This window comes from Rhizomicrobium sp. (assembly GCA_037200045.1).
GTDB lineage: Bacteria > Pseudomonadota > Alphaproteobacteria > Micropepsales > Micropepsaceae > Rhizomicrobium.
In genome coordinates, this window is sequence record JBBCHM010000002.1 from 191,373 (window position 1) to 204,073 (window position 12,701).

Below are 12,701 nucleotides of genomic sequence, written 5' to 3' on the forward strand. Positions count from 1 at the left end.
AATCATCCCGCGCGGCCAATATCTTGGCCCATTTGGGCCCGCCGCCGCCCCCGTTAACGAGGATTTTCCAGTGAGCGACATCTTCCGCGAAGTCGAGGAGGAAGTCCGCCGCGAGCGCTTCGAGCAGCTCTGGAAGCAGTATGGCGACTATGTGATCGCGGTCGTCGCCCTGATCGTCATCGCCATCGCCGGCTACGAATTGTGGCAGCGCTACGAGACCAACCAGAGCCTCAAGGCGTCGGAGACCCTGATCGCGGCCCAGGACCTGGCGGAGAGCGGCGATTTCGCCCGCGCCAATCCGGCCCTCGCCGTCGTCGCCCGGGACGCGCCCAAGGGCTATGCCGAAATCGCCCGGCTGTCGGAAGCCGGCGCGCTGGTCCGCGCCGGCCGCCGCGACGAGGCGGTGCAGATCTACAAGGCGGTCGCCGCCGACGATTCGGGCCCGCTGCGCGGCGTCGCCCTGATCCGCGCCGGCTGGGCCAGCGTGGAGACCATGCCCCACGGCGACCTCGCGGCCCTGCTGGCGCCGCTCACCGATCCGGCCAGCCCCTGGCGTCCCGCCGCGGCCGAGATCCTGGCCTTCGCCGATTACCGGTCCGGCGCCATCGCCGATGCCCAGAAGGAATTCCAGGCGCTGGCCGACGACAAGGACGCCGCCGAGCCGATGCGCCGCCGCGCCGCCGCCATGGCCGCGTTCCTCAAGGAAGGCGGCATGCGGAATTACGGCACGGTGCCCCCGCCCGTCCCGGCCGCGCCGCCGCCGGCCGGCGGGCCCGACGCGCCGCCAACCGGTACGCCCCAGCCATGAACGCCAGACAGGTCCGCAATCTCGCCATCGTCCTGACGGTCGCGCTGTTCGCGTCGAGCTGCATGGTCATGGACACGGTGAGCAACTGGTTCGAGTCCAACGGCAAGAAGTCCAAGCTGCGCGGCGAGCGCATCTCGGTGATGACCATCGACGAGACGCTGCGCATCGACGATTCGCTCAAGGACGTGCCGGTGCTGCTTCCGGCGCCCTACAAGAACGCCGACTGGCCCGAGCCCGGCGGCTATGCCTCCAACGCGATGTATCACCTGGACGCGCCCGGGCCGCTGCGCGTCTTGTGGCAGCAGGATGCCGGCAAGGGCTCCGACACCTCCTCGCGCCTGACCGCGCCGCCGGTGGTCGCCGACGGACGGATTTATGTGCTCGACGCCGCCGCCCATGTCTTCGTCTACGACGCCAAGACCGGCAATCCCGTGTGGGACCGATCCATCGCGCCGGTCGACCGCGACATAAACTGGCTCAACCTCTGGGGCCTGTTCGGCGCCGGCAACAAGATCGATCCGTCCAAGGGCTTCGGCGGCGGCGTCGCCTATGACGACGGCAAGCTGTTCGCCACCAGCGGCTTCGGCGAAGTCATCGCGATGGACGCGCGCAGCGGCAAAGTGCTGTGGAAACAGGACCTCGCCGTGCCGATCGTGAACGCGCCGTCGGCCAATGGCGGACGCGTCTTCGTGTCGTCCTACGACAACCATTTCTTCGCGCTGGCGCAGGCCGATGGCCGCCGGCTCTGGGACCACCAGGGCATCTCCGAATCCGCCGCGATCCTGGAAAGCACCAGCGCGGCGGTGGCGGGCGAATACGTCATGGCGCCCTACTCGTCGGGCGAGATCTACGCCTTGCGGGTGCAGAACGGCCGCCCGGCCTGGAACGACATGCTGACCCATTCCGGCGCGCCGACCGCGCTGTCCGAGCTCGACGACATCGCCGGCCGCCCGGTGGTGGACCGCGACATCGTCTTCGCCATCAGCCATTCGGGCGTCATGGCGGCGATCAGCCTGAACACCGGCGACCGGCTGTGGTCGCGCGACATCGGCGGTATCCAGACGCCCTGGGTCGCGGGCGACTATGTCTATGTGCTGACGACCGACGAGCAGATCATCTGCCTGACCCGCAAGGAGGGTAAGGTGAAGTGGATCCACCAGCTCCAGCGCTGGGAGGATGCCGAGGACAAGCACGGACCGATCGTATGGGCAGGCCCTGTGCTGGTCTCCGACCGGCTGATCGCGGTGTCCTCGAACGGCGTCGCGGCGGCGCTGTCGCCCTATACCGGCCAGCTCATCGGGCGGATGGAGATCCCGTCGGGAACCTATATCGCCCCGGTGGTCGCCGACGGCACGCTTTATGTCTACACCGCCGACGCGCAACTGGTGGCGCTCAGGTAGCCCTCCCCGCTGTCATGGCCCGCGACTGCGGGCCACCCAGTTGCAGCGGGCGCCTTCGTTGAAATATTGGCACTGCCCCCACTTCCAATTGGGAGTATGTGTCACCTGGGTGGCCCGCAGTCGCGGGCCATGACAAAGAGTGTTCGATGTCCTTCACCCTCGCCATCATCGGCCGGCCGAATGTCGGCAAGTCGACGCTGTTCAACAAGCTGGTGGGCCGCAAGCTCGCGCTGACGCACGACACCCCCGGCGTGACGCGCGACCGCCGCGAGGCCGATGCATCGCTGGGCGCGCTCGCCTTCCGCGTCATCGACACCGCCGGCTTCGAGGACGAAGCGCCCGAGACCCTGGCCGGCCGCATGACGGCGCAGAGCCAGGCCGCGATCGCCGACGCCGACGCGACGCTGTTCGTGATCGACGCCAAGGCCGGCGTGACCACCGGCGACGAAGCGGTGGCGCAGGCGCTGCGCAAATCCGGCAAGCCGGTGATCCTGGTCGCCAACAAATGCGAGAGCCACGCCAGCGACGACGGCTACAACGAGGCCTATTCGCTCGGCTTCGGCGAGCCGGTCGCGGTCTCGGCCGAGCACACGCTCGGCTTCGGCGCGCTGGAAGAGGCGCTGTCGCAATACATCGCGCCCACCGTCTATCCCGAGGACGACGAGGACGAGGGTGCGCCGATCGAGGAAACCGACGACGAAGCGCTGGCGCGGCCGATCCGGCTCGCCATCGTCGGCCGGCCGAATGTCGGCAAGTCGAGCCTGTTCAACCGCCTGCTCGGCGAGGAGCGCACGCTGACCGGACCCGAGGCCGGCATCACGCGCGACGCCATCGCGGCGGCCTGGCACGCCGACGGCCGCGACTTCGTGCTGCACGACACGGCGGGCCTGCGCCGCAAGGCGCGCGCCGCCGGACACACGCTGGAAGAGATGTCGGTGGCGTCGACGCTCGACGCGATCCGCTTCGCCGATTGCGTGATCGTGCTGCTGGACGCGACGCAGGCCTTCGAAAAGCAGGACCTGACCATCGCCGACCTCATCGAGCGCGAGGGCCGCGCCGTGGTGTTCGTGGCGAACAAATGGGACCTGATCGAGAACCGCGCCGGCGCGGTGGGCGATCTGCGCGACCGTCTCGACCATTCGCTGCCGCAACTGACCGGCGCGCCGCTGGTCGGCATTTCGGCGCTTACCGGCGAGGGGCTCGACCGCATCGTACCGGCGGTGATCGAATCCCACACCGCCTGGACCAAGCGCATCAGCACCTCGGCGCTGAACCGCTTCCTGGAGAAGGCCCTGGAGCGCCACGCCCCGCCGGCGATCAGCGGCCGGCGCGTGCGCATCCGCTACATGACCCAGGTCAAGGCGCGCCCGCCGACTTTCGCCCTCTTCGGCAACCAGTTGAAGTCGCTGCCGGAGGACTACATCCGGTATCTCACCAACGGCCTGCGCGAGGCGTTCGGCCTCAAGGGCACCGCCCTGCGCTTCCTGATGCGCGGCGGAAAGAATCCGTACGCGGAGGATTAGACCTCTCCGCCCCGTCCGCCTCCCCTGTCATGGCCCGCGAATGCGGGCCACCCAGTTGAAGTCTGCGCCGGTTCTGCAGGATTGGGGTGGCCGATACCCGGCACCGGAGGCAACGTCACCTGGGTGGCCCGCATTCGCGGGCCATGACACCGGGATTGTGTGAGGCGGGCTCAAACACCTTCCGAAAAATAATTTTCCCCGAAACAAAATATCGTTCGCCGCATCGCAGCGAAAAAACTTATCCACGCAGCAAAATGAATTCCTCCGCGTTCTCCGCGGCTCCGCGTGAATCCTCTGTCGGATAACCCGCTCTCGAACGCGCGCCGGAAATATTTCCGACCGCCCCTTGAACCGAGTCGGCCTACGCACCAAATCCCACATATCCCCACAATTGAATCGAGACCGGCGCTCAGGCCCTGAAGGCCACGAGTTCGCCGTTCTTGGTGTTCGACGGCGAAAGGAGTTCGACGATGAGCGGCGCCACCGCATCCGGCCTCGGCAACGTATCGGGATCCTCGCCCGGCATCGCCTTGGCGCGCATCGCCGTGCGCATCGCGCCCGGATTGAGCAGGTTCACTTTCACATTCGTCGTCGCGCATTCGGCGGCATAGGTGAGCGCCAGCGATTCCACCGCCGCCTTCGCCATCGCATAGCCGCCCCAGAACGGCGTGTGCTTGCGCGCCGCGCCCGACGAGACGAACAGCGCGCGCCCGGCATCGGAGGCGCGCAGCAACGGATCGAGCGAGCGGATCAGCCGCCAATTGGCGATGATGTTCGTCTCGACCAGTTCCTGGAACACCTTGGGCTCCAGATGGGACAGCGGCGTCAGGACGCCGAGCGAGCCGGCATTGGCGAGGAAGGCATCGAGCCTGCCCCAGCGCTCATGGATCGACTGGCCGAGCCGGTCGAGCGCCGCGAAGTCGCGCAGGTTCAGCGGCACCAGGGTCGCCGTGCCGCCGGCCTTCTGGATCGCATCGTCGAGGTCTTCGAGACCGCCCGTGGTGCGGGCGAGCGCGACGACATGCGCCCCGGCCTTGGCCAGCGCCAGCGCCGCGAAATACCCGATCCCGCGCGATGCGCCGGTGACGAGGGCAATCTTGTTTTCGAGAGGCTTGGTCATGTTCATCGCTGCCGCAACCACCCACGCTTGTCATGGCCCGCGAATGCGGGCCACCCAGTTGAAAACGGCATGCCCTTTATAATGAGATGGAGAACTTTCGCGCCATGTACTGCAACACTTTGGCGTTGTCACCTGGGTGGCCCGCATTCGCGGGCCATGACAGTGGAAAGGTGTCTACGCCACGTCCGCCAGCAGCGAGAGCTGCCCGCGGCCGGCGCCGCCGGTGATGTCGGTCAGCTCGATCGGATAGGCGCCCGAGAAGCACGCATCGCAGAACTGCGGCGCGCCGTTGTTGCGCTTGCCTTCGCCCATCGCGCGATAAAGCCCGTCCATGGTGATGAAGGCGAGGCTGTCGGCGCCGATCAGCCGGCGCATGCCCTCGACATCCATCTGGTGCGCCAGCAGGTCGGCGGTGTTGGGCGTATCGACGCCGTAGAAGCAGGAATGCGCCGTCGGCGGGCTGGCGACGCGGAAATGCACTTCGGCGGCGCCGGCGTCGCGCACCATCTGCACGATCTTCTTGGAGGTCGTGCCGCGCACGATGGAATCGTCGATCAGCACGACCCGCTTGCCGGCCAGCGTGGCGCGGTTGGGATTGTGCTTCTTCTTGACGCCGAAATTGCGGATGCCGTCGGTCGGCTCGATGAAGGTGCGCCCGACATAATGGTTGCGGATGATGCCGAGCTCGAAGGGCAGCTTGGCCTCCGCCGCGTAGCCGATCGCCGCCGGAATGGAGGAATCGGGCACCGGGATCACCATGTCGGCGCCGGCCGGCGCCTCGCGCGCCAGCTCCGCCCCGGTGCGCTTGCGCAGCTCGTAGACGTTGCGGCCCTCGACCACCGAATCGGGCCGCGAGAAATAGATGTATTCGAACACGCAAAAGCGGTTCGGCTGCTTCTGGAACGGATGATAGCTTTCGATGCCGTCCTTGGTGATGACGATCATCTCGCCCGGCGCCACGTCGCGCACCAACTCGGCGCCGATGATGTCGAGGGCGCAGGTCTCCGACGCCAGGATATAGGCCTGGTCGAGCTTGCCGAGCACCAGCGGCCGCACGCCCCACGGATCGCGCACGCCGATCAGCTTCTTGGAGGTCAGCGCGACCAGCGAATAGGCGCCCTCGACCTGTTTCAGCGCGTCGATCAGCCGGTCGACGATCGGCTTGTAGTGGCTGCGCGCCGCCAGATGGATGATGACCTCGGTGTCGGAGGTCGACTGGAAGATGCGGCCCTCGCCCACCAGCTCGGTGCGCAGCGTGCGCGCATTGGTGAGGTTGCCGTTATGGGCCAGCGCGAGGCCGCCGCCGGTCAAATCGGCGAACATCGGCTGGATGTTGCGCGGCGCCGAACCGCCCGCCGTCGAATAGCGGTTATGCCCGATGGCGAAGGAGCCTTTGAGATTGAGGGCGCGGCCGGCGTTCTTGCCGCCGAAGATGTCGCCGACCAGGCCCGGATGGCGCTCCGAGACGAAATGGCCGTCGTGATAGGTGACGATGCCGGCCGCTTCCTGGCCGCGATGCTGCAGCGCGTGCAGGCCGAGGACGGTCAGCGCGCCGGAATCGGGGTGCCCGAAAACGCCGAACACGCCGCATTCTTCGTGGAGCTTATCGTCTTGAATATCTTCGCCTTTTGGAAGGCCGGTCATCGGCTGCCGCTACCGTTACTGCCAGTCGCCTCGAAAAGTCGGTCTAGCGCATGGCGGTCCTGGGCGCCATAGCCCTTTTTGTGCTTCTTGCGGCCGTCCGGCTTGGCCGCGGGATGGACCGGATGCGCGACATGGGCCGGGGCGCGCAGCAGATCGTCGATGCTCGTGGGCTTGGGTCCGGACGACGGCGCGACCGGCTCGCGGCGATCGCGGTCGGGAACCAGGGCCAGCAGCACCTCGGCGGAGCTTTGGATCATCGGCAGCGAGCGCGCTCCGGTCAGCCAATAGGGCTGGGAATGGATCGGCACGAAGGCCGTGAACACCAGATAGGCGATGCCGAGGATGGCGAGGCCGCGCACGATGCCGAAGGTCGCGCCCAGCACGCGGTCGAGCGGGCCGACCGGCGAGCGTTTCACGCCTTCGGAGAAACGGTGGCTCGCGAATTGGATCGGAATAAAGACGGCGACGAACACGATGGCGTAGCCGGCGACGGTCGCGATCCAGTCCGTCGCGATCAGCGAATGCGCCAGCCGCGCGACCCAGGGTCCGAGATAGAGCGACGCGAAGGCCGCCGCCGCCCAGGCGACGATGCCGAGGGTTTCCGACACGAAGCCGCGCCAGGCCGCATAAGCCGCCGACCCCAGAATGACGAGCACCACCAGGAGATCGACGAAGGAGAAGGCGAGACTCATGCGTTTATTGTACCACGGCGCGGCGCCGCGGAGACTGTGCCAAACAGCTCAATCAACTCCGTAACATCCCGTATGGGGCGAAGCGCCAGGCCCGCGCCCTCGATCTTGGTGCCGGCCGGCACCACGGCGGTGGAAAAGCCCAGCTTTGCGGCTTCCTTGAGGCGCAGTTCGGCTTGCGGCGCCGGCCGCACATCGCCGGAAAGGCTGATTTCGCCGAAAAACACGGTTTCGCGCGGCAGCGCCTGGCCGGCATGGGAGGAGACCAGCGCCGCCGCGACCGCGAGATCGGCCGCCGGCTCGCCGACTTTCAAGCCCCCGGCGACGTTCAGATAGACGTCGGAGGCGCTGATGCCGACCCCGCCACGCGCGTCGAGCACCGCCAGGATCATGGCGAGGCGCCCGGTGTCCCAGCCGACCACGGCGCGGCGCGGCGAGCCATAGCCGGCGGCGGCGACGAGGGCCTGGATCTCGACCAGCAGCGGCCGCGTGCCTTCCAGCCCGGCGAACACCGCGGTGCCGGGCGAAGTCGAATTGCGGTCGCCGAGGAACAGCGCCGACGGATTGGCGACCTCGGCGAGGCCCTTGCCGGTCATCTCGAACACGCCGATCTCGTCGGTCGGCCCGAAACGGTTCTTCACCGCGCGCAGGACGCGGAAGTGATGACCGCGCTCGCCCTCGAAATAGAGCACCGCGTCGACCAGATGCTCGACCGCCTTGGGTCCGGCGATCTGGCCGTCCTTGGTGACATGGCCCACGAGAATCACGGCGGCGCCCGACGCCTTGGCGTAGCGAACGAGATCGAAGGAAGCGGTGCGTACCTGGGCAATGGTGCCGGGCGCCGCTTCCAGCGCACCGGTCCAGATCGTCTGGATCGAATCGATGGCGACGATGTCGGGCCGCTTGCCGCCTTCCAGCGTGGCGAGGATGTCCTCGATATTGGTGGCGGCGCCGAGCGCCACCGGCACGTCGGAGACGCCCATGCGCGCGGCGCGCAGCCGGACCTGCGCCATCGCCTCCTCGCCGGAGATATAGACCGCGCTGCCGCCCCTCGCCGCGAAGGAGGCCAGCGCCTGGAGGATCAACGTGGACTTGCCGACGCCCGGATCGCCGCCGATCAGCAGGGCCGAGCCCGGCACGATGCCGCCGCCGGCGACCCGGTCGAACTCGGCGATGCCGGTGACGCGGCGCGGCGGCGCGGCATCCTCGGTCTTGAGGTCTTCGAGCGCGAATTTGCGGCCGCGCACGCGCTTGGCCGCGCCGGCGCCGATCGGCGCGGGGGCGCCTTCCTCGGTGATGGTGTTCCAGCCGCCGCACGCCTCGCAGCGCCCGGACCATTTGGAATGGACGGCGCCGCAGGACTGGCAGACGAAGGAGGCTTTGGCCATGATTCCGTTCTAGCACACCTGTCAAGGCGGCCTACTTGTCCTCGGAATAATGGAACACGCTCTCCAGCGGCTGGCCGAACACGGCGGCGATTCGGAAGGCGGCCTCGAGCGACGGCGAGTATTTGCCCTGCTCGATCGCGTTCACCGTCTGGCGCGTGACGCCGATCCTTTCGGCCAGTTGCTGTTGCGTCATCTCGCCATGTTCGAAGCGCAGGCGCCGGATCTCGTTCCGTATCGTGGCCATGTCAGGCGCCGCGCCGGTATTGAACGATCGAACCGGCCTGACGCAGCGCCTCGGCCGCCACGAGAAGAAACAGCAACGCATTGATGTTGAAGACGACCGACGGATAGAACGCGCCGACGGCGCAAACCGACAAAACGCCCATCGCCAGTCCGAAATAGCCGATGCGGATCGCCCGAAGCTCGATCAGCTTCTCGCGTTCGTCGCGCGGCGCCTGCGCGTCCTTGGGCGAGAAGATCGCTGCAACCACGATCAGCGCGACCTGAACGATCACCAGCGCGACAATCGTCCCGATGAGGCTGCCCAAATGGAAGCTGCCCATCTGCTGCCCGGTGCGAACGACCGACCAGAAATAGAGCCCGTAGATGATCAGCGTCGACAGCAACGAAATCCACGCAGTTTTCTCGCGAAATGCCATGGAAAGGCTCTTTCATGTCTATATTTCGAGACATGATGTAATATATATCATACTTAATGTCAAGTATTTTTTACATTACGCGCGCCCGAAACCGCGCGCCATGCCGATCGCCACGGCCTTACGCCTTCACTTCCATCTTGATCGGGCCTTCGGCGCGGCCGTGGATGAACTGGTCGACATAGGGATTGCCGCTGTTGTCGATGTCCTTGGTCGGGCCGTTCCAGATGATCTTGCCCTTGTAGAGCATGGCGATCCGGTCGGCGATCTTGCGGGCGCTCGTCATGTCGTGGGTGATCGACAGCGTCGAGGCGCCGACATCCTTCACCGTGTCGACGATCAGATTGTTGATCACGTCGGCCATGATTGGGTCGAGGCCGGTGGTCGGCTCGTCGAAGAAGATGATCTCCGGATCGGCGGCGATGGCGCGGGCGAGGCCGACGCGCTTCTGCATGCCGCCCGACAATTCGGCCGGCGACAGGTTGGCCACTTCGGCGCCGAGGCCGACCTTGGCGAGCTTCTGGATCGCGATCTCGCGCGCCGGCTTGCGCGCCATGCCGCGGCCCTGGATCAGGCCGAACGCGACGTTCTCCCAGACAGTGAGCGAATCGAACAGCGCGGCGGCCTGGAACAGCATGCCGAACTTCTTCAGCATCTGGTCGCGGGCCCGACCGCGCAGATGGGTGACTTCCTTGCCGTCGACGAAGATCTGCCCCGCATCGGGCTTGAGGATGCCGAGCACGCATTTGATCGTCACCGACTTGCCGGTGCCCGAGCCGCCGATCACCACCAGCGACTGGCCGGGCTCCAGCACGAGGTCGATGCCGTCCAGCACCACCTTGGGCCCGAAGGACTTCTTGACGCCGCGCAACTCGATCTTCGGGGTCATTTGTTGAATAGGATGGAGGTGAGGACGTAGTTGGCGGCCAGGATCAGGATCGAGGCCGACACCACCGCGTTGGTAGTCGCGGCGCCCACGCCCTGCGCGCCGCCCTTGGAATGGAAGCCGTTGTAGCAGCCCATCAGCGCGATGATGAAGCCGAACACCGCCGCCTTGTAGAGGCCGCTCATCACGTCCTGGGTGGTCATGAAGTCGACGGTGTTCTTGAGATAGATGCCGCCGGTGAAGCCCAGCGTCTGCGTCGCCACGACATAGCCGCCCATCACGCCGATGATGTCGGCGACCGCAACCAGGACCGGCATGGAAATCACCGCCGCGACCAGCCGCGGCACGACGAGATATTTGATCGGGTTCGTGGCCAGCGTCGTCAGCGCGTCGATCTGTTCGGTCACCCGCATCGTGCCGATCTCGGCGGCGATGGCGGCGGCGACGCGGCCGGCCACCATCAGCCCGGCGATGATCGGCCCCAATTCGCGCGTGATGCCGAGCACCACGATCTGCGGCACGAAAGACTCCGCGCCATAGCGGTTGCCGCCGAGATAGATCTGCAGCGCCAGCGCGCCGCCAGTGAAGAAGGCGGTGAGGCCCACCACGGGCAGCGAGAAATAACCGATCAGCAGGAACTGACGCAGAATATGCCACCAGTAGATCGGCGGGCGGAAAATGCCGGTGATCGCCGACCAGGTGAACAGGCTCAGCCGGCCGATCTGCGCCAGGAGAAGGAGGACGGCGCGGCCGATGGGTGCGAAAATGTTCATGTCGCCTGGCCCGTATAGCGGCGCGGCACGCGCGGCGCGGTCGCGGTGAGAATTTCGTAGGCCGCGGTGTCCGCGGCGCTTGCAACCTCTTCGAGGCTGATCGTATCGCCGAAGAACTCGGCCTCCGCGTCGGTCGAGAGCGCGGCGAGCGGCACATCGGTCGCATCCAGCGTCACGAGGTCCATCGACACGCGGCCCGCGACCGGGGCGCGCACGCCGGCGATGGCCGCAACGCCGCGATTGCCGATGGCCCGCATCACCCCGTCCGCATACCCCAAGGCCACGGTGGCAATCACCGTGGGCCGCTTCGCCCGGAAGCTGGCTCCGTATCCAACGCTGTCACCCCTGTCAATTCGGCGGATCTGGAGCACGCGCGCGCTGAGCACGGCGGCGACCGCGAACGGATTTTGCGCCGCATGCTGAACGTTGCCGCCATAGAGCCCGATGCCCGGCCGCACCATGTCGAAGGCATAGTCCTTGCCGAGCAGAACGCCGCCCGAGGAGGCGAGGCTCGCCGGCGCCGGCGGCAGCATGGCGAGCGCGGTCTTGAAGCGGTCGAGCTGGATGCGGTTCATCTTCGCTTCCACGTCATCGGCGCAGGCCAGATGGCTGACCCAGAGCACGATGCGCAGGCCTTCGAGGCGTTTGCGCCAGTCGGAGGCGAGCGCCGAAAGCTCGTCGCCGGGAAGTCCCAGACGGTTCATGCCGGTGTCGATATGGATCGCGGCTTCGAGCACCGTCCTGGTCTCGCGCGCCGCGGCGGACCAGCCGGCGATCTCTGCCAGCGAATTGAGCACCGGCGTCAGGCGATGCTCGATCAGGGCCGGCACCGTGTCGGGCGCCGCGCCGTCGAGGACGAAGATGCGGGCCGACGGCGCGACCGCGCGCAGGGCGATGCCCTCTTCCAGGCGTGCCACGAAGAAGGTGTCGCAGCCGGCGGCCGACAGGGCCCGCGTGACCGGCTCGGCGCCCATGCCATAGGCATCGGCCTTGACCACGCCCGCCACGGCGGCCGGGCCAGCCAGCCGCTGGCACAGGCGATAATTCGCCACGATCGCGTCCAACCGCACGGTCAGGCGCGCCGCCTCGAAGTCGGGATTGCTCATGGGCCGGACAATGCCGGGGTGCCGGGGCGGCGTCAAAGCCTGCCCGGTCGCAGGGGTTTTTCAGTAATTCCGCGGCCGCGCGAACGGATCGCCATCGCCATGTATGATCGCGCCCAGGCAAGGAACATTGACGAGCGGCGGACAAGTCGGCTGGGTCTGCTGTTCGTGGCGCGCGATGTCGGCGGCGGTCGGCGGCGCTTCGGGCTTTGGCACGTCCAGAACGATCGTGCCGTCCGGCCGCTTGACGAACGCCCAGGGGCGGCGGCGGCAGGTCTCGCGCTGCGCGGCGGACAGGTTCTCATAGCTCGAGGCGCCGCATGCCAGCGAGCGGCCGACGCCCTCCAGTCCCTCGCTCGGCGGCGGCGGCAAAGCGCGCTTCGGCTCCGGCGGCAGGGTGATCGGCGCGGTGACGAACGGCAAGGCCTCGACCGGCTCCGGCGGCGCGACCTTCTTCGGCGGATGGAACGGCTCCAGCTTCGGGACCCACAGGATCGCTTCGGGGATCGTCTCGCGGATGCGCTGCACGATCGGGGTGTGGACGCTGTAGGCGACGATGACGAGCGCCAGGACATGAACGAGCAGGACCGCGGCGCCGGCGAGCCAGCGGCGCAAGGTGCGCTGCTTGTCGTCGGGCGCGGCGGCGAGCGGGTGCGCGGCCAGGATTCCGGCGAACGCGTCAGAATCGACCGAACTGTCCGTCACAACAAT

The 12,701-nt window shown here is 67.2% G+C and carries 13 protein-coding genes; 3 read left to right on the top strand and 10 right to left on the bottom strand.

Annotated features, from left to right (window positions below; genetic code table 11):
• Positions 1–70 precede the first annotated feature (70 nt).
• From WDM86_16255 to der, 3 genes are all read left to right on the top strand, one after another.
• Positions 71–808 carry a tetratricopeptide repeat protein gene (locus WDM86_16255; GenBank protein MEI9991583.1) on the top strand — a complete coding sequence of 246 codons (738 nt, stop codon included), beginning with the start codon at positions 71–73 and terminating at the stop codon, positions 806–808.
• On the top strand, positions 805–2,208 hold the full coding sequence (locus WDM86_16260) for a PQQ-binding-like beta-propeller repeat protein (GenBank protein MEI9991584.1): 1,404 nt from the start codon (positions 805–807) through the stop codon (positions 2,206–2,208). Before WDM86_16255 ends, WDM86_16260 begins: the two co-directional genes overlap by 4 nt.
• 146 nt (positions 2,209–2,354) lie before the next feature.
• The gene (gene der / locus WDM86_16265; GenBank protein ID MEI9991585.1) at positions 2,355–3,731 is read left to right on the top strand and encodes a ribosome biogenesis GTPase Der; all 1,377 of its coding nucleotides are present in this window, start codon (positions 2,355–2,357) and stop codon (positions 3,729–3,731) included.
• A gap of 409 nt (positions 3,732–4,140) precedes the next feature.
• Here der and WDM86_16270 read toward each other — a convergent pair whose 3' ends face one another.
• From WDM86_16270 to WDM86_16315, 10 genes are all read right to left on the bottom strand, one after another.
• Positions 4,141–4,851: an SDR family NAD(P)-dependent oxidoreductase gene (locus WDM86_16270; GenBank protein ID MEI9991586.1), complete on the bottom strand. Its 711-nt coding sequence runs from the start codon at positions 4,849–4,851 to the stop codon at positions 4,141–4,143.
• A 174-nt stretch (positions 4,852–5,025) separates the two neighbouring features.
• Entirely contained in the window at positions 5,026–6,435 is a 1,410-nt protein-coding gene (gene purF / locus WDM86_16275; GenBank protein MEI9991587.1) for an amidophosphoribosyltransferase, read from the bottom strand.
• Between the two features lie 56 nt (positions 6,436–6,491).
• Positions 6,492–7,187, bottom strand: coding sequence for a CvpA family protein (locus tag WDM86_16280; protein ID MEI9991588.1), 696 nt, complete (start codon positions 7,185–7,187; stop codon positions 6,492–6,494).
• A complete protein-coding gene (gene radA / locus WDM86_16285) occupies positions 7,184–8,572 on the bottom strand; it encodes a DNA repair protein RadA (GenBank protein MEI9991589.1) in 1,389 nt (462 codons plus the stop codon). Before radA ends, WDM86_16280 begins: the two co-directional genes overlap by 4 nt.
• Before the next feature lie 31 nt (positions 8,573–8,603).
• Positions 8,604–8,816, bottom strand: a complete 213-nt coding sequence (locus tag WDM86_16290) for a helix-turn-helix transcriptional regulator (GenBank protein MEI9991590.1) — start codon at positions 8,814–8,816, stop codon at positions 8,604–8,606.
• Between the two features lies 1 nt (position 8,817).
• On the bottom strand, positions 8,818–9,231 hold the full coding sequence (locus WDM86_16295; protein ID MEI9991591.1) for a hypothetical protein: 414 nt from the start codon (positions 9,229–9,231) through the stop codon (positions 8,818–8,820).
• 118 nt (positions 9,232–9,349) lie between these two features.
• Positions 9,350–10,117, bottom strand: a complete 768-nt coding sequence (locus WDM86_16300) for an ATP-binding cassette domain-containing protein (protein ID MEI9991592.1) — start codon at positions 10,115–10,117, stop codon at positions 9,350–9,352.
• Entirely contained in the window at positions 10,114–10,887 is a 774-nt protein-coding gene (locus tag WDM86_16305; GenBank protein ID MEI9991593.1) for an ABC transporter permease, read from the bottom strand. The genes WDM86_16300 and WDM86_16305 overlap by 4 nt, the downstream gene beginning before the upstream one ends.
• On the bottom strand, positions 10,884–11,993 hold the full coding sequence (alr, locus tag WDM86_16310) for an alanine racemase (protein ID MEI9991594.1): 1,110 nt from the start codon (positions 11,991–11,993) through the stop codon (positions 10,884–10,886). Before alr ends, WDM86_16305 begins: the two co-directional genes overlap by 4 nt.
• 60 nt (positions 11,994–12,053) lie before the next feature.
• Positions 12,054–12,695, bottom strand: coding sequence for a hypothetical protein (locus tag WDM86_16315; protein MEI9991595.1), 642 nt, complete (start codon positions 12,693–12,695; stop codon positions 12,054–12,056).
• Positions 12,696–12,701 lie beyond the last annotated feature (6 nt).

Coding starts and splice junctions, on each gene's coding strand:
- WDM86_16260 (MEI9991584.1), top strand. CDS start 805: ATGAACGCCAGACAGGTCCGCAATCTCGCCATCGTCCTGACGGTCGCG.
- der (MEI9991585.1), top strand. CDS start 2,355: ATGTCCTTCACCCTCGCCATCATCGGCCGGCCGAATGTCGGCAAGTCG.
- WDM86_16270 (MEI9991586.1), bottom strand. CDS start 4,851: ATGACCAAGCCTCTCGAAAACAAGATTGCCCTCGTCACCGGCGCATCG.
- WDM86_16280 (MEI9991588.1), bottom strand. CDS start 7,187: ATGAGTCTCGCCTTCTCCTTCGTCGATCTCCTGGTGGTGCTCGTCATT.
- radA (MEI9991589.1), bottom strand. CDS start 8,572: ATGGCCAAAGCCTCCTTCGTCTGCCAGTCCTGCGGCGCCGTCCATTCC.
- WDM86_16290 (MEI9991590.1), bottom strand. CDS start 8,816: ATGGCCACGATACGGAACGAGATCCGGCGCCTGCGCTTCGAACATGGC.
- WDM86_16295 (MEI9991591.1), bottom strand. CDS start 9,231: ATGGCATTTCGCGAGAAAACTGCGTGGATTTCGTTGCTGTCGACGCTG.
- WDM86_16300 (MEI9991592.1), bottom strand. CDS start 10,117: ATGACCCCGAAGATCGAGTTGCGCGGCGTCAAGAAGTCCTTCGGGCCC.
- WDM86_16305 (MEI9991593.1), bottom strand. CDS start 10,887: ATGAACATTTTCGCACCCATCGGCCGCGCCGTCCTCCTTCTCCTGGCG.
- alr (MEI9991594.1), bottom strand. CDS start 11,993: ATGAGCAATCCCGACTTCGAGGCGGCGCGCCTGACCGTGCGGTTGGAC.